The sequence below is a fragment of the Ideonella azotifigens genome (assembly GCF_006519715.1).
Taxonomy (GTDB): Bacteria; Pseudomonadota; Gammaproteobacteria; order Burkholderiales; family Burkholderiaceae_C; genus Ideonella; species Ideonella azotifigens.
Map to the genome: position 1 here is coordinate 1 of NZ_VIDT01000057.1, position 15,574 is coordinate 15,574.

General features: G+C 67.7%; 14 protein-coding genes. 6 read left to right on the plus strand and 8 right to left on the minus strand.

Annotated features, from left to right (window positions below; genetic code table 11):
• The coding region (locus FKP22_RS06175; RefSeq protein WP_170200774.1) for a ComEC/Rec2 family competence protein at positions 1-645 on the minus strand (645 nt) is incomplete at its 3' end.
• Between the two features lie 79 nt (positions 646-724).
• Between FKP22_RS06175 and FKP22_RS06180 the strand changes: the two genes are divergently transcribed.
• Positions 725-1,192: a RidA family protein gene (locus FKP22_RS06180; RefSeq protein WP_141286211.1), complete on the plus strand. Its 468-nt coding sequence runs from the start codon at positions 725-727 to the stop codon at positions 1,190-1,192.
• On the plus strand, positions 1,192-1,668 hold the full coding sequence (locus FKP22_RS06185; RefSeq protein ID WP_141286213.1) for a disulfide bond formation protein B: 477 nt from the start codon (positions 1,192-1,194) through the stop codon (positions 1,666-1,668). Before FKP22_RS06180 ends, FKP22_RS06185 begins: the two co-directional genes overlap by 1 nt.
• A 121-nt stretch (positions 1,669-1,789) precedes the next feature.
• On the opposite strand, the gene FKP22_RS06190 is transcribed toward FKP22_RS06185, so the two are convergent.
• Positions 1,790-3,022, minus strand: a complete 1,233-nt coding sequence (locus FKP22_RS06190) for an HD-GYP domain-containing protein (protein WP_141286215.1) — start codon at positions 3,020-3,022, stop codon at positions 1,790-1,792.
• A 202-nt stretch (positions 3,023-3,224) separates the two neighbouring features.
• Between FKP22_RS06190 and ubiM the strand changes: the two genes are divergently transcribed.
• Entirely contained in the window at positions 3,225-4,421 is a 1,197-nt protein-coding gene (gene ubiM, locus FKP22_RS06195; protein ID WP_141286217.1) for a 5-demethoxyubiquinol-8 5-hydroxylase UbiM, read from the plus strand.
• Between the two features lie 12 nt (positions 4,422-4,433).
• On the opposite strand, the gene parC is transcribed toward ubiM, so the two are convergent.
• The gene (gene parC / locus FKP22_RS06200; RefSeq protein ID WP_141286219.1) at positions 4,434-6,761 is read right to left on the minus strand and encodes a DNA topoisomerase IV subunit A; all 2,328 of its coding nucleotides are present in this window, start codon (positions 6,759-6,761) and stop codon (positions 4,434-4,436) included.
• A gap of 486 nt (positions 6,762-7,247) precedes the next feature.
• Here parC and FKP22_RS06205 point away from each other — a divergent pair, with 486 nt between their 5' ends.
• Entirely contained in the window at positions 7,248-8,519 is a 1,272-nt protein-coding gene (locus FKP22_RS06205) for a choice-of-anchor tandem repeat GloVer-containing protein (RefSeq protein ID WP_141286221.1), read from the plus strand.
• A gap of 78 nt (positions 8,520-8,597) precedes the next feature.
• Positions 8,598-9,833 (plus strand): choice-of-anchor tandem repeat GloVer-containing protein, encoded by a 1,236-nt coding sequence (locus FKP22_RS06210; protein ID WP_141286223.1) that lies wholly within the window; start codon positions 8,598-8,600, stop codon positions 9,831-9,833.
• 55 nt (positions 9,834-9,888) lie between these two features.
• Here the strand turns inward: FKP22_RS06210 and FKP22_RS06215 are convergent, their stop codons facing one another.
• From FKP22_RS06215 to FKP22_RS06235, 5 genes are all read right to left on the minus strand, one after another.
• A complete protein-coding gene (locus tag FKP22_RS06215) occupies positions 9,889-10,578 on the minus strand; it encodes a lytic transglycosylase domain-containing protein (RefSeq protein ID WP_231012801.1) in 690 nt (229 codons plus the stop codon).
• A gap of 368 nt (positions 10,579-10,946) precedes the next feature.
• A complete protein-coding gene (locus tag FKP22_RS06220) occupies positions 10,947-12,944 on the minus strand; it encodes a DNA topoisomerase IV subunit B (RefSeq protein WP_141286224.1) in 1,998 nt (665 codons plus the stop codon).
• Between the two features lie 30 nt (positions 12,945-12,974).
• Positions 12,975-13,418, minus strand: a complete 444-nt coding sequence (gloA2, locus tag FKP22_RS06225; RefSeq protein WP_141286226.1) for an SMU1112c/YaeR family gloxylase I-like metalloprotein — start codon at positions 13,416-13,418, stop codon at positions 12,975-12,977.
• 54 nt (positions 13,419-13,472) lie between these two features.
• A complete protein-coding gene (locus FKP22_RS06230) occupies positions 13,473-13,877 on the minus strand; it encodes a type II toxin-antitoxin system VapC family toxin (RefSeq protein WP_141286228.1) in 405 nt (134 codons plus the stop codon).
• Entirely contained in the window at positions 13,874-14,110 is a 237-nt protein-coding gene (locus FKP22_RS06235; protein ID WP_170200775.1) for a ribbon-helix-helix domain-containing protein, read from the minus strand. The genes FKP22_RS06230 and FKP22_RS06235 overlap by 4 nt, the downstream gene beginning before the upstream one ends.
• A gap of 123 nt (positions 14,111-14,233) precedes the next feature.
• On the opposite strand from FKP22_RS06235, the gene FKP22_RS06240 reads away from it, so the two are divergent.
• Positions 14,234-15,472: an MFS transporter gene (locus FKP22_RS06240; RefSeq protein ID WP_141286232.1), complete on the plus strand. Its 1,239-nt coding sequence runs from the start codon at positions 14,234-14,236 to the stop codon at positions 15,470-15,472.
• Positions 15,473-15,574 lie beyond the last annotated feature (102 nt).

Consider the following 15,574-nt stretch of genomic DNA (forward strand, 5'->3'; position numbering starts at 1 on the left):
GCGCGGGCCGTCCAGCCGCTGGGCCATGCCAGGCCTGGGCGCGCGCACCGCACCGACCGCACCCAAGCCCTGCTCGAACATCCACAGCTCGGCATCGAAACCACCGGGGTTCATCGCGCCATGCGGGCGCCTCAGCTTCACCGGCAGGCGCCAGGCTTCGCCGGCCCGCAAGGCAGCAGGCGCACCCGCGGTACCGCCAGCCAGTTCGTCTGGGCTGCCAGGCACTGGCCATGAGAGCCACAGCTGCGCAGGGAAACTGTCCAGCGGCATGGGCTGGCCACCGGCCGCCTGCACGCCGCTCACCTGCAGCACAAAGCGCAGACCGTTTGCGTCCACCTGCGGCAGGCCGACGACACGGCCCTGCACACTGAGCTCTGCACCTTCCAGCGCCGGGCTCAAGACCTGCGCCAGCCTCGCGGCGGCACGCAGGCCCGTGCTGCCGAAGGCCGCCAGGCCCAGCCCCAGGGCCAGCAGCAGCACGGCCCGGCGCTGCAGCCAGGCAGCAGCCAGAAAGCAGACCGCACCCGCCGCCAGCAAGCCACCATAGGCCGGCAACGGCCACAGCGCCGCTTGCTGAAGCTGCAAAGCCAGGCCCGCAGTCCAGCCCAGCACCAACAGCAGGACGCCACGGCCCCAGCCTGTCATCCGCCCCTCCCCCCTCGTCTTCTCATGCCCCAGTGTAGGATTCCCGCACCGTCTGTTTTTTGAAGAAAGAGAAGTCATCATGTCCGTCGCCGAACGCCTGCAACAACTGGGCATTGCGCTGCCGCCCGTGGCCATTCCGGCTGCCGCCTATGTGCCCTTCGTGCAGACCGGCTCGCTGGTCTTCATCTCCGGCCACATTGCCAAGAAGCCCGATGGCCAGCCCTGGGTCGGCCAGCTCGGCGTGAACATGGCCACAGAAGAAGGCCAGGCCGCGGCGCGCTCCATCGCCATCGAGCTGATGGGCACGCTGAGCGCCGCGGTCGGTGGCGACCTGTCTCGCGTCAAGCGCATCGTCAAGGTCATGAGCCTGGTCAACTCCGCGCCCACCTTCACCGAGCAGCACCTGGTGACCAACGGCTGCTCCGAGCTGCTGGGCGAAGTGTTCGGCCCGGAGGTCGGCGCGCATGCGCGCAGCGCGTTTGGCGTGGCGCAGATTCCGCGCGGCGCCTGCGTCGAGATCGAACTGATCGCCGAGATCCAAGCCTGATGGCCCGCGGCAGACAAGCCGCCAGCCAGTGGCTGGTGCTGGTGGCGCTGCTGTGCTTCGGCGCGGTCGGCTTCGCGCTGTTTGCCCAGTACAGGCTGGACATGCTGCCCTGCCCTTGGTGCACGCTGCAGCGGCTGATCTTCCTGGTGATTGGCGTGCTGGCCTTGCTGGCCGCGGCCGTGCGCGGGCTGCGCAAGCCGCTGGCCGGCCTGGGCCTGCTGCTGAGCCTGGCAGGTGTGGCCAGCGCGCTGTGGCAGCACTTCTATGCTGCGGCCAGCGCCTCTTGCAACCTGACGCTGGCCGACAAGATCCTCGACAAGCTGGGCCTGTTCGAGCTGGCGCCTTCGGTCTTCGCGCCGATGGCGTCCTGCGCCGATGCAGCCGTCAACCTGCTGGGCGTGCCGTTTGCGTTCTGGAGCCTGGCGCTGTTTGCGCTGTGCGGCTTGATCTGGGTGCAGACGCTGCGCCGGGTCTGAGAGGGCCCCCAGACCTGCCGCTTCGCGTCAGGCCCCCCGAGGGGGATGAGAAAACTTGGGGCGGCCCGGCGTTTTCTCATGAGCCAACGGGCCGGTGCGTGGCGCCGGCTCGCTCGCCTCGTCAGTCCAGCAGCCAGAGCTGCTCGAGGTCGGCAAAGCGCCAGGCGTCAGGCACCTCGGGGCCGAGGATGCGGTTCTTGGCCGAGCCATCGGCCAGGTCCAGCACATAAGGCGTGATGCGGTGCCGCTCGCCAATGTCGTAGAAGACACGCACACGCGGCGTCAACAGCGCGCTGCTGTTGAGCGCCAGCACCACGGCCAGGTGCTCTGACTGCAGCCGCACCAGCGAACCCACCGGGTAGATGCCCACGGCCTTGACGAAATGCTGGAACACGGCGTTGTCGAACTGCCCCTTGGCCTGGGCCATTTGCCGCATCGCGTCGCCCGGGTCCCAGGGCGTGCGGTAAGGCCGGCGTGAGGTCACCGCGTCGTACACATCGCAGACCGCGGCCATGCGGGCCAGCACGCCAATGCGCTCTCCCGCCTGCGCGTCCGGATAGCCGCTGCCGTCCACCCGTTCGTGGTGATGCAGGCAGGCGTTCAGCACGGCCGGGCTGTAGCCGCCTTCGGCCTTGAGCATGTCGTGGCTGTGGCGCACATGGGTCTTCATCAGCGCCAGTTCTTCGGGACTGAGCCGGCCGGGCTTGTTCAACAGCTCGGTCGGCAGCGCCGCCTTGCCAATGTCCAGCACCAGCCCGGCCAGCCCGGCTTCGCGCACCATGGCCGGCGGCAGCCCCATCTGGCGGGCCAGGCCGACCATCAGCGCGCACACCGCCACCGCGTGCATGTAGGTGTAGTCGTCCACCGTCTTCAGCCGGGCCACGCTGGCCAGCGCCCCGGGCTTGCGGGACATCGCATCGACGATGCCCTCGACCACCGGCAGGCAGGTCTTGGCGTCCACCGCCTGGCCCAGGCGGGCTGCGTCGAAAAGGCCCATCACGCTGCCCATGGCCTGCCGGCTGACCTGCAGGGCATCGGTGTAGCGAGGCCCCACCGGGTCCAGCGCCGGATGCGGCAAGGGCAGAGGCGAGTCCTCTTCTTCGGCCGGCGTTGCCAAGGCCTCTGCGCCGACGACCGCCACCGCGTCTTTGGCCTCGTCTGCCAGAGGCACGTCCAGGCCGCGTTCGGTGTCGATGACGACTTCGGCAATGCCGGCTTCGAGGATGCGCGCAATGTCCCGCTGGTCACGCAGCAGGAATTTGGAACGCCAGAACGGATGATCCATCCACGAGCCGGTGAGCTGGTGGAGGAACATGCCCAGTTGCAACTGAGGGGAAGGTATGGTCTTCAGCACGAGGGCAGCATGCCACGTCGGCTGTGAGGGCAATCACCGGAAAAGACGGGCGGAAGTAGACACCCGTGCGGAGGCAAGCCCTCTTCGAACCGGCCGCGGCAATGCGTGAATGGGTCGTGAGGCAGATCAAACGCCACGCTGGAAGGTGCCGCTAAGGTGCGGTGGTTCCTCACGCGCAGCTCTCGCGCCGAAAGCCTTGCCCATGCCCCACGCCTCCGCCGCATCTGTTGACGTGCTGATCGCCGGCGCCGGCCCCGCAGGACTTGCACTGGCCATTGCCCTGGCCCGCCAAGGCCTGCGCATCACCGTGCTGGAACAGGCGCCCTGGGCCGCATTGGCCAAGCCGGCGGAAGACGGACGGGACATCGCGCTCACACACCGCTCGCGGCGAATCCTGGAGGAGTTGGGCATTTGGCAGCGTCTTCCCGCCGCCGAGATTGCGCCGCTGCGCCAGGCCCATGTGCACGACGGCGGCATGCCGTGGCCGCTGCAATTCGATGCACGCAGCGACGGGCACGAGGCCCTGGGCTGGCTGGTGCCGAACCACCGCCTGCGGGAAGCCGCCTGGGCCGTGGCGCAACACACGCCCGGCGTCCAGGTCGAAACGCAGGCCTGCGTCGTTCGATTTGAGGCACAGCCGGCAGTGGCCGTGCTGGACACTGCCGACGGCCGCCGCTGGCAGGCGCCGCTGGTGGTGGCCGCGGACAGCCGCTTTTCCGCGCTGCGCCGGATGGCGGGATTGCCGGCCCGCTCGCTGGATTTCGGCCGCACCGCCATCGTCTGCCGGGTTGCCCACACCTTGCCGCACCAGGGCATTGCCCACGAATGTTTTCGCTACGGCCTGACCCTGGCCATGTTGCCCATGGCAGGTCTGCAAAGCTCCGCGGTGCTGACCGTGCGCCAGGCAGAGGCCGCTGGCTGGCTGGACATGGACGACCAATCCTTCGCCGCACGACTCACCGAGCAGTTCGGACCGTCGCTGGGCGGCTTGCACCTGGCCGGGCAGCGGCATGCCTACCCGCTGGTGGCCGTGCAGGCCTTGCGGCTGGTGGGCCCGCGCATCGCACTGATCGGGGACGCGGCGGTCGGCATGCACCCGGTCACCGCGCACGGCTTCAACTTCGGGCTCTACGGCGTGCAGACCTTGACACGCGAAGTGGCGGCTGCGTTCCGGGCCTGCGGCGATGTCGGCGATGCCCGGGCCCTGCAGCGCTACGCGGCCGAACACCAGCGCACCACCTGGCCGGTCTATCACGGCACCAATGGCGTGGCACAGCTGTTCACAGACGACCGGCCCGCCGCCCGCGCGGCGCGCAAGGTCGTGCTGTGGCTGGCCCAGGTGTTGCCGCCGGTGCGACGCGCCGTGACGCGCCAACTCACCGGCGCAACACCCGCCTGAGCCTGCAGCCGATCAGCCCGCCTGCACCTGGGTTGGCTTCAATACCGCCTCGACCTTGCTGCCCTTGCGCGCACGCTTGCCCTGGTGGCTGGCCAGCGCTGCGCCCTTGATGATTTCATCCTTGGGCTTGCCGCCGCGACCCGCGCCGATCACGCGCAGCTGATCGGCAAACACGGCCACCGAAACCAGCGGATCCTTCGCGTCCACGTCCATCAGCGTCAAGCCCTTGCCGCCATTGGACTGCAGCTTCAGCTCAGCCAGGGGGAAGGTCAGCAGCCGGCCGCTCATCGCCAGGCAGGCCACGTTGACCTGGGCCGGCGCGACGGCAGTCGGCGGCAGCAAGCGGTCGCTGGCCTCCAGCGTCAGGAAGCTCTTGCCGGCTTTCTGGCGGCTGTTCAGGTCGGCCAGGCGCGCCAGCAGGCCAAAGCCGCCGGTGTTGGCCAGCAGCACGATCTGCTCGGGCACGCCGGCAAAGTAGTGCGCAATCTGGCTGCCGGCTTCGAGGTCGATCAGGCTGGTCATCGGCACGCCATCGCCACGGCCGCCCGGCAGCGTGGCCACGGCCACGCTGTAGACCCGACCGCTGGAGCCGAAGACGTAGAGCGTGTCCACGCTGCGGCAAGGAAATACGCCGTGCAGCGCATCGCCCGCCTTGAAGGCCAGCGTGTTCGCATCGACCTCATGCCCCTTCAGCGCCCTCGCCCAGCCCTTCAGGCTGAGGACCACGGTGACCGGTTCGTCGACGATCTTGACCTCGGCAACCGCACGCTTTTCCTCCTGGATCAGCGTGCGGCGCTCGTCGCCATGCTGCTTGGCATCGGCCTCGATCTCGCGGATCAGCGTGCGCTTGAGCGAGCCGGGGTTGGCCAGGATGTCTTCGAGCTTCTGCTGATCCTCGCGCAGGCTCTTCAGCTCCTGCTCGATCTTGATGGCTTCCAGCCGGGCCAACTGGCGCAGCCGGATTTCAAGGATGTCCTCGGCCTGGCGGTCGCTGAGCCTGAAGCGCTCGATCAGCGCGGGCTTGGGCTCGTCCGCATTGCGGATGAGATGGATGACTTCGTCGATGTTCAGCAGCACCAGCTGCCGGCCTTCGAGGATGTGGATGCGGTCCAGCACCTTGTCCAGCCGGAACCGGGTCCGGCGCTGCACCGTGGCCTGGCGGAAGTCCACCCACTCGGCCAGGATCTGGCGCAGGCCCTTCTGCGTTGGCCGGCCGTCCCGCCCGACCATGGTCAGGTTCATCGAGACATTGGTTTCGAGGTTGGTGTGCGCCAGCAGCACGTTGATCAGCTCTTGCTGGCTGATGGCACGGCTCTTGGGCTCGAACACCAGCCGCACCGCGGCGTCCTTGCTGGACTCGTCGCGCACGGCGTCCAGCACCGACAGCACCGTCGTCTTCAGCTGCACCTGCTCGGCCGCGAGCGCCTTCTTGCCCGCCTTGACCTTGGGGTTGGTCAGCTCCTCGATCTCTTCCAGGATCTTCTGCGAGCTGGTGCCCGGCGGCAGCTCGGTGACCACCAGGTTCCACTGCCCACGCGCCAGTTCCTCGATCTTCCAGGTCGCGCGCACCTTCAGGCTTCCGCGGCCGCCGGCATAGGCGGCGCGGATGTCGGCCGCGCTGGAGATGATCTGGCCACCGCCGGGGTAATCCGGGCCGGGCAGCAGTTGTGCCAGCTCGTCGTCGCCCAGCTTGTCGTTGCGGATCAGCGCGACCGCCGCGGCGGCCACCTCGCGCAGGTTGTGGCTGGGGATCTCGGTGGCCAGGCCGACGGCAATGCCGCTGGCGCCGTTCAGCAGCACAAAGGGCAGCCGGGCCGGCAGCAGGCGCGGCTCTTCCAGCGTGCCGTCGTAGTTGGCCATGAAATCGACCGTGCCTTCGTCGATCTCGTCGAGCAGCAGGCGGGCGATCGGGTTCAGGCGCGCTTCGGTGTAGCGCATGGCGGCAGCGCCGTCGCCGTCGCGGCTGCCGAAGTTGCCCTGGCCATCGATCAGTGGGTAGCGCAGCGAAAAGTCCTGCGCCATGCGCACCAGCGCGTCGTAGGCGGCCGTGTCGCCGTGCGGGTGGTAGTTGCCCAGCACGTCGCCCACCACCTTCGCACTCTTGCGCGGCTTCGGGCCGCCGGGTGCGGCGTTGGTGAACGACAGGCCCATGCGGTGCATGGCGTAGAGGATGCGGCGCTGCACCGGCTTGGCACCGTCGCACACATCCGGCAGCGCCCGGCCCTTGACGACCGAAAGCGCGTATTCGAGGTAAGCCCGCTCGGCGTAATGCGCCAGCGTCAGGCTGTCAGGGTTGCCACCGTCGCCGTCACCGGCAAAAGTCAGGGGAGTCTGTTCCATGTGTTGCCAGCCCGCACATGGGCACGGGTTTCATCAAAGGTCCGGGGATCTTGCCAACGGCGCAGGTGCCTGCTCAGGCCTGCATGCGCCGGGCAGCACATTGTGCCCGCCGGCCATGCGGCCGCCCGAACTGGCAGCACAGGTCTTGACCGCCGCGGATTCACGTGAACCGCAACACACCGACCTTGCAAACCGCCGATTCGGACCGGTTCGGGCCGTTTCGATTCTAGGGGGATGAGCTGCCCCGTTTTGGGACCCAAAACCTCCCGAATGGGGGCGTCGACTGCCCGGGATCGCTCCAGCCTGCACCGAGTCCAGACAAGCGTTCGCCGTAACCGTGCGGAAACGCCTCAATGATGCGCAACATCATGCTCAGGTAAATTCTGAGCATGTTTCATTTGATTACAAGTAGCTCGACAGACAGCCCCTGTCGAGGCGTCGCTTTCCTAAGATGGTGGTTCCAACTCACTTTTTAACGAGACATTCATGTTTCATACAGCATCCAAGGCGCCCTCGGTCAACCCGCGCAACAACGCGCGTCTGGGCACTCATCTGCGCGCACTGACCCTGGCCTCGACCGTTGCCTTGGGGCTGCTGATGCCCGGCGTTGCGGCCTGGGCCAATGAAGCCAGCGTGATCTCCGACTTCACCGCCACCACCTTCGGCACCGCCCCGCTGGGCCGACTGCTGGTCAGCAAGACCAACACGCTGTACGGCGTGGCCAGCGACGATGGCCCTTACGGCCTGGGCGCCGTCTACGAACTGTTCCAGCCGGATGGCGTGCACTGGGCGCGCAAGCTGATCTATGCATTCGAGACCACTGCCGACGGCAAGCAGCCGTCCGCCGGCCTGATCAAGGACAAGAAGGGCAACTTGTACGGCGTGACCGCGCAGGGCGGCACCTGGGGCAAGGGCACGGTCTACAAGCTGGCACTGAACGCCGATGGCAGCTTCACGCACTCGGTGCTGTACAGCTTCCAGGGCTCGACCGACGGCAGCCAGCCGGTCAGCGAACTGGTGTTCGACGCTGAAGGCAACCTGTACGGCACCGCCTCGCTCAACGGTGAACACGGCCAGGGCACGGCCTTCAAGCTGATCGCCAAGAAGAACGGCTGGAAGTTCACGCTGCTGCACGGCTTCACCGGCACCGACGGCGACGGCAAGTCGCCTTCGGGCCAGCTGGTGGTGGATTCGGCCGGTGCGGTGTACGGCACAACGGTGGCCGGCGGCACCTACAACTTCGGCGTGGTCTACAAGCTGACCCCGGGCGAAAAGAACGTCTACGCCGAAAGCATCGTGCTGACCTTCCGCGGCGACAACGGCTTCAACCCGGTCGGCGGCCTGGCCACCGACACCAGCGGCGCGCTGTACGGCACCTCCACCGCAGCCGGCCCGAACGGCGGCGGCACGCTGTTCAAGCTGGCCCCGGCAGGCGACGGCAGCTTCACCTACTCGCTGCTGCATGCCTTCGCCGGCAGCGGCCAGGGCTGGCAGCCCTACGGCGCCGTGATGCCGACCGACAACGGCATCTTCTACGGCACCACCGCGGCTGGCGGCAGCGCCAACGCCGGCGTGGTCTACCAGCTCGCGCCCAGCGATGACGGCAGCTACAAGTACAGCGTGATCTACGACATGGGCATTGCCGGCAACGGCAGCTACGCCGGTCTGGCCCGCATCAAGTCCGAACTGTTCGGCACGATGAGCTACGCCAACGACAGCTGGAACGGTGGCGTCTTCGAAGTGAACCGCAAGAAGTAAGCGGCTTGCATTGGCGGGGCCTGGTCACGAGTCAGGCCCCGCCCTCCCCGTCGTTCTTCATCCAAGAGAGACAGTCCCATGTACGCTTCATCCTCCACGGCCCGCAAGGCCGGCGCACGCTTGCGCGCCCTGGGCTCTGCGGCCTTCTTCGCCGCCGCGCTGCTGGCCAGCGCCACCCCGAGCTGGGCCGCAAAAGGCAAGACCGCCTACAGCTTTGCCGGCACCCCCAACGGCGCCAGCCCCGCCAGCGACCTGCTGGCCCACGGTGGCAAGTTCTACGGCGTGACGGCCAGTGGTGGCAGCGCCAGCCTGGGCGCGATCTACCAGCTCAAGCAGAAGGACGACGGCAGCTGGGGTGCCAAGACGGTGTTCTCGTTTGGCGGCCTGGACAACGGCGCCATGCCGCAGGCCGGCCTGATTGCCGACGCTGCCGGCAACCTCTATGGCACCGCCTACATCGGCGGCAATGTCGGCGCGGGCACGGTGTTGCGCCTCAGCCCGAATGCAGACGGCAGCTGGACACCCAGCGTGCTGCACCACTTCACGGGTGGTGCGGAGGGCTACCACCCTTACGGCGACCTGCTGCTGGACGCCAAGGGCCGGCTGATCGGCACCGCCTTCGAAGGCGGCAACTTCGGCGACGGCGTGGCCTTCACACTCACCCCGGCGAGCGACGGCAGCTGGACCTACCAGGTCATCCACCACTTCCACGAGACCACGATTGACGGCGCCGGCCCGCGCGGCAAGCTGGCCATGGACGCCAACGGCGTGGTCTACGGCATCACCACTGCGGGCGGCGCGAACTTCAGCGGCACCTTGTGGAGCCTGACCGAAGGCACGAACGGCTGGAGCTTCAAGGTCAACGACAGCTTCGGCAGCACGGTCGGCACCCTGCCCACCGGCGGCGTGACGCTGGCCAAGGACGGCAACCTGTACGGCACCGGGCTGATGGGCGGCGCGTTCGCCAACGGCACGGTGTTCAAGGCCACGCCTGGCAAGAGCGGCTACAAGCTGGCCGCGGTGCACGACTTCACCAACGACGAGGGCTTTTTCCCGTACTGCAGCGTGCTGGTCAACAAGAAGACCGGCGTGCTGTACGCCGCCACCTCAGGCGGCGGCAGCACCGGCGGCGGCAGCGTCGTGACCTTGACCCCGCAGGCCGATGGCAGCTATGCCAGCAGCGTGCTGTGGGGCATCACCGGCGGCAGCGGCGCGTATTCGGGCCTGACGACCACCAAGGCAGGCGAGTTGCTGGGCACCACCAAGTACGGTGGCAAGAAGGCCAACGGTCAGGTCTACATCATCAAGCCCTGAGGCTTGGCGGCGCGGGCCGTGGCGGCCTGCCACGCCCGCAGCAGCGCATGACGGCTCAACCGTCCGTGCGCACCATCTTCATCTGGTTGGCCAGGCCTTGCTGGCGCTGCTGCAACAGCGCCCAGTACAGCTCCAGCACCATGTGCACATGGGCCCGGGTTTCATCGAAATCCGGGATCTTGCCGCCGGCGCGGCGCACATTGCCCTCGCCTGCATTCCAGGCGGCCAGCGCCACGTCCACGCCGCCGAAGCGCCGGCTCAGGTCGGCCAGCATGCGCGCGCCGATCATGATGTTGTGCTTAGGGTCGCGCAGGCGCTGCTCCACCGGCCTGGCCTGGGCCTCGGCCTTGGTGGCATAGCGGTCGCCCGTGACCGGCGTGACCTGCATCAGGCCAACCGCACCGCGCGGCGACACCAGGTCGCCCCGGTAGCCGGATTCGACCGTGATGATGGCCTTGAGCAGCTCGGCGTCCACGCCGGTGACTCGCTCGGCCTCGCGCAGCACCGGCTGAATGGCCTTCACTTCGGGGGCGAATTCCAGCCAGGTCAGCAAGCTGGCACTGGCCGTCGTCTTGCCGGGCACGCGGAAGGTGTCGCTGTCGCGCTGGCGCAGCACCTGCGAGTAGCGCGAATCCATGGGCTTGTCGGCAAAGTGCGCCACGCCGGCGCCGTCCACATAACCCCACAGCTCGGCGCGCGCCGTGCCGCTGACGGCGCACAAGCCCAGCGCCGCCGCGGCCAGCAAGGGGCGGGAAGCGCGAGGCAGGTTTCGGACAAGGGCGAGACAACGATGAGCAACGGGACGGACGATCAAAACGGCTCCTGAGGCGCGAAACGTCCCGACACTCGTCTGCGGCTCAAGCACCGGCAGGCGGGACACAGGGACCGCAAGCCCGGTGACAAAAAGTGTCACACCGGCAGCGACCCGTGGCTGTTGCTTGCAAGAAGCAAGCACACGAATTCTAGGAAGGCTGCGGCGACCCAAAGGGCCGGAACAAGCCGGCCAACCCTGGTCAAACCGCTGCCTCACAAGGACCACACGCCCGGCACTGCGCCGAAGCGGTGCGTGGCATCAAGCGGCGTCGCGGCCAGTGCCGCGTTGTGTCAGCGACTTCAGACGTCCACTTCCACGTCGTCGCCGTGCAGTTCCATCAGCTCGCGCCGGCCCTGGGCCTCGCCCTTGCCCATCAAGCGGGTCATGGCGCTGACGGTCCCGGTGAAATCCACCGCGCCGTAGTCCACGCGCAGCAGGCGGCGGGTGTCCGGGTTCAGCGTGGTGTCCCACAGCTGCTCGGCGCTCATTTCGCCCAGGCCCTTGAAGCGGCTGATGGACCAGTTGCTGTCGCGCGCGCCTTCCTTGCGCAGCTTGTCCAGCGTGGCTTCCAGCTCGCCTTCGTCCAGTGCATAAATCTTGGCCGCCGGCTTCTTGCCACGCGCCGCGGCGTCCACCCGGAACAGCGGCGGCTTGGCCACGTACACATGGCCGGTCTCGATCAGCTTGGGGAAGTGGCGGAAGAACAGCGTCAGCAGCAGCACCTGGATGTGCGAGCCGTCCACGTCCGCGTCCGACAGGATGCAGACCTTGCCGTAGCGCAGGCCTGAGAGATCCGGCGAGTCGCTCGGGCCATGCGGGTCCACGCCGATGGCCACCGAGATGTCGTGGATCTCGTTGTTCTTGAACAGCAGGTCGCGCTCGACCTCCCAGGCGTTCAGCACCTTGCCGCGCAGTGGCAGCACGGCCTGGGTTTCCTTGTTGCGACCCATCTTGGCCGAGCCGCCGGCCGAGTCGCCCTCGACCAGGAACAGCTCGTTCATGCCCAGGTCGCGGCTCTCGCAGTCGGTCAGCTTGCCCGGCAGCACCGCCACGCCCGAGCCCTTGCGCTTCTCGACCTTCTGGCTGGCGCGCTGGCGCGTCTGCGCCTGCTTGATGACCAGCTCGGCCAGCTTGCGGCCCACGTCCACATGCTGCGAGAGCCACAGCTCCAGCGCAGGCTTCACATAGGAGGCGACCAGTCTCAATGCGTCGCGGCTGTTCAGCCGCTCCTTGGTCTGGCCCTGGAACTGAGGGTCCAGCACCTTGGCGGAAAGTACGAAGGAAGCGCGCGAGAACACGTCTTCGGGCATCAGCTTCACGCCCTTGGGCAGCAGCGAATGCAGCTCGATGAAGCCCTTGATCGCGCCGAACAGGCCGTCCTTCAGCCCGGCTTCGTGGGTGCCGCCGGCCACGGTGGGGATCAGGTTCACATAGCTTTCGCGCAGCAGACCGCCCTCCTCGGTGAAGGCCACGCACCAGGCCGCGCCCTCGCCTTCAGCGAAGTTCTCGGTCTCGGCCGCGCTGGCATAGTGCTCGCTCTCGAACAGCGGCACCATCGGCTCGGCCGGCAGGGCCTGCGCCAGGTAGTCGCGCAGGCCACCCTTGTAGAGCCAGGTCTGGACCTCCGGGCCGCTGGCCTTCTCGGTCGTCAGGGTGACCGTGACGCCGGGCATCAGCACCGCCTTGCTGCGCAGCAGGTGCATCAGTTCGTTGCGCGGCAGTTCTGCGCTTTCGAAGTACTTGGCGTCGGGCCACACGCGCACCGAGGTGCCGTGCTTGCGCTCGCCCGCAGTCGTCTTGCGCACCTGCAGCGGCTCGATCACGTCGCCGCCCGAAAACACCAGGCCGGCGGCATGGCCTTCGCGCCAGACGTTGACCTGCAGCCGCTTGGCCAGGGCATTGGTGACGCTGACGCCCACGCCGTGCAGGCCGCCGGAAAAGCTGTAGGCACCGCCGGCGCCCTTGTCAAACTTGCCGCCGGCGTGCAGCCGGGTGTAGACGATCTCGATCACCGGCACCTGCTCCTCCGGGTGCAGGCCATAGGGAATGCCGCGGCCATCGTCGTCGATGCTGATCGAGCCGTCGGCATGCAGCGTGACGGCAATGTGCTTGCCAAAGCCGGCCAGCGCCTCGTCGGCAGCGTTGTCGATGACCTCCTGCACGATGTGCAGCGGGTTGTCGGTGCGGGTGTACATGCCCGGCCGCTGCTTGACGGGCTCCAGGCCCTTGAGCACGCGGATGGACGCCTCGCCGTAGGCTTCTGCAGTCGGCGGGGTGGAAGAAGAACGGGTTGCCATGCGGGAGATTGTAGGAAGGGCTGGTCGGACTCAGCCGGCCCGTGCTGGCGCGGGCTCGACCAGTTCGATCGGCAGGCCGTCCGGGTCGGCAAAAAAGCAGAAACGGGCGGCGGTGAATTCGTCGATGCGAACCGGCTCCAGCGAATCGACACCCTCGGCCAGCAGGCGCGCGCGTGCGGCGTCGATGTCGTCTACTACCAGCGCCAGGTGGCGCAGCCCGCAGGCCTCGGGTCGCGAGGGCCGCGGCGGCGAGCCGGGGAAGGAAAACAGTTCCAGCTGGCTGCCGTCCGGCAGCGCCAGGTCCAGCTTCCAGCTCTGTCGCTCGGCCCGCCAGAACTCGTGCACCACGCGCAAGCCCAGCACACGGGTGTAGAAGTCCTTGGAACGCGCGTAGTCGGAGGCGATCAGCGCGACGTGGTGCAGGCAGGTCGCCAGGCTGGTGACCTCAGTGGTGAGCGTAGAGACATCAGACATGCCGGCACCATACCCGAGGCGCGGAGAACGCCCCTCGGCCAACGGTCATGAACCTCAGGCCTGCCGCCAGTTTTCGACATGCAGCCCGCTGACCCGCCGAAACTCCCCTTCATTGGCGGTCACCACCACCAGGCCTCGCGCCAGGCCGCAGCCCGCGATCTGGAGATCGTAGGCACCAATCGGCTGGCCGCGCTGGTGCAATGCGGCGCGAACCGCCGCGGCTGCGACGGCATCCGCGTCCTCGAAGGGCAGGATCGTGATCGATGCGAGAAACGCGTCGATCACGGGCAAGAGCTTCCTGGCCCGCGCGGGATTCAGCAGCAAGCCGTACTCGATCTCCATGCGTGTGACGACGGAGGCACAAAGCAGGTCGGGGGTCGTCGCCTTGATGCGCGCCAGCACGCCTGGCTCGCCCTTGACGAAATCGCTGACCGTGCAGGTGTCGAGCAGGAACTTCATGCCAGCGGATCGGCAGCCGGTGGCAGCAGTTGATCCCGCGCGGCTTCGAACGGGGGCATGTCGGGGTCGCCCATGTGGGACAGCACCACAGCCGGCCACTCGGGCCGGCCCTCACGCCGCAACCATTCCTGCACAGCTTGACGAATCACGGCATTGCGATTCTCGCCGCGCACTTTGGCTGCGGCTGTCAGTCGCTGGCCGGTTTCATCGTCGAGGTAGATGTTGAAGTGCATGGCGATCCTCATCACATATTGATATGTTATACGCCATCGGACCGACCGTCACCCCCCATGGTGACCGAGCCATATGCGGTAAGGCCGGAGGTGCGGAAAGCCACGCTCCGCTAAAGTGCCCGAATGTCTGCCGTGCCCGCCGCCAAGCCTTCCTCGCCCACCCTGTCCATGACCCAGGTCCTGGTTTGCGGCGCGGCCATCGTCACGCTGTCGATGGGCATTCGCCACGGCTTTGGCCTGTGGCTGGCGCCGATCACGATGGAGCGCGGCTGGACCCGCGAGACTTTCGCCTTTGCGCTGGCGATCCAGAACATCGCCTGGGGCGTGGCCGGCCCGTTTGCCGGGATGCTGGCAGACCGCTTCGGCGCGTACCGGGTGCTGATCGTCGGCGCCGGGCTGTACGCGCTGGGCCTAGTGCTGATGGCACTGTCCACCTCGGGGCTGGCCTTCACCGGCAGCGCCGGGCTGCTGCTGGGCATGGCCCAGTCCGGCACCACCTACGCGGTGGTCTACGGCGTGATCGGCCGCAACATCGCACCCGAGAAGCGCTCCTGGGCGATGGGCGTTGCCGCGGCGGCCGGCTCGTTCGGCCAGTTCCTGATGGTGCCGGTGGAAAGCTGGCTGATCGGCCACTGGGGCTGGCAGAACGCGCTGTTCATGCTGGGCTGCGCAGCGCTCGCCATCGCGCCGCTGGCGTGGGGACTGAAGGAACCGAAGGCGGCCGCGCCCACCGGCCACCAGCAAAGCATTGGCGCCGCGCTGCGCGAGGCCATGGCCTACCCGAGCTTCCGGTGGTTGATGGCCGGGTATTTCGTCTGCGGCTTCCAGGTCGTGTTCATCGGCGTGCACATGCCCAGCTACCTGCGCGACAAAGGCCTGGACCCGCAGGTCGCCACCACCGCGCTGGCCTTGATCGGCCTGTTCAATGTCTTTGGCACCTACACCGCCGGCGTGCTGGGCCAGCGCCTGGCCAAGCGCCACATCCTGGCGGCCATCTATTTCCTGCGCTCGATCACCATCGTCATCTTCCTGCTGGTGCCGGTGTCGCCGATGAGCGTGTATGTCTTCGCCAGCGTGATCGGCTTCCTGTGGCTGTCCACCGTGCCGCCGACCAACGCGGTCGTGGCCCAGATCTTCGGCGTGCAGTACATGTCGATGCTGGGCGGGCTGGTGTTCTTCAGCCACCAGATCGGCTCCTTCCTGGGCGTGTGGCTGGGCGGCAGGCTGTATGACCAGACCGGCAGCTACGACGTCGTGTGGTGGCTGGCCGTGGCGCTGGGCGTGATGGCGGCGCTGGCCAACCTGCCGGTGCGCGAGGGCCCCATCCTGCGGGTGCAGAGGCCGCAAGCGGTCGCGCCATGACCCGCAACACCCGGCGCCTGCTCGGCTGGACCGCAGCGCTGCTGGTCCTGCTGCTGACGTTTGCCGCATACCGCAACCCCGCCCTGATGCTCGACCTGGCCA

What these genes read in the sequence shown, in the direction of transcription:
- FKP22_RS06180 (WP_141286211.1), top strand. Translation starts at nt 725, where the DNA reads ATGTCCGTCGCCGAACGCCTGCAACAACTGGGCATTGCGCTGCCGCCC.
- FKP22_RS06185 (WP_141286213.1), top strand. Translation starts at nt 1,192, where the DNA reads ATGGCCCGCGGCAGACAAGCCGCCAGCCAGTGGCTGGTGCTGGTGGCG.
- ubiM (WP_141286217.1), top strand. Translation starts at nt 3,225, where the DNA reads ATGCCCCACGCCTCCGCCGCATCTGTTGACGTGCTGATCGCCGGCGCC.
- parC (WP_141286219.1), bottom strand. Translation starts at nt 6,761, where the DNA reads ATGGAACAGACTCCCCTGACTTTTGCCGGTGACGGCGACGGTGGCAAC.
- FKP22_RS06205 (WP_141286221.1), top strand. Translation starts at nt 7,248, where the DNA reads ATGTTTCATACAGCATCCAAGGCGCCCTCGGTCAACCCGCGCAACAAC.
- FKP22_RS06210 (WP_141286223.1), top strand. Translation starts at nt 8,598, where the DNA reads ATGTACGCTTCATCCTCCACGGCCCGCAAGGCCGGCGCACGCTTGCGC.
- FKP22_RS06220 (WP_141286224.1), bottom strand. Translation starts at nt 12,944, where the DNA reads ATGGCAACCCGTTCTTCTTCCACCCCGCCGACTGCAGAAGCCTACGGC.
- gloA2 (WP_141286226.1), bottom strand. Translation starts at nt 13,418, where the DNA reads ATGTCTGATGTCTCTACGCTCACCACTGAGGTCACCAGCCTGGCGACC.
- FKP22_RS06230 (WP_141286228.1), bottom strand. Translation starts at nt 13,877, where the DNA reads ATGAAGTTCCTGCTCGACACCTGCACGGTCAGCGATTTCGTCAAGGGC.
- FKP22_RS06235 (WP_170200775.1), bottom strand. Translation starts at nt 14,110, where the DNA reads ATGCACTTCAACATCTACCTCGACGATGAAACCGGCCAGCGACTGACA.
- FKP22_RS06240 (WP_141286232.1), top strand. Translation starts at nt 14,234, where the DNA reads ATGTCTGCCGTGCCCGCCGCCAAGCCTTCCTCGCCCACCCTGTCCATG.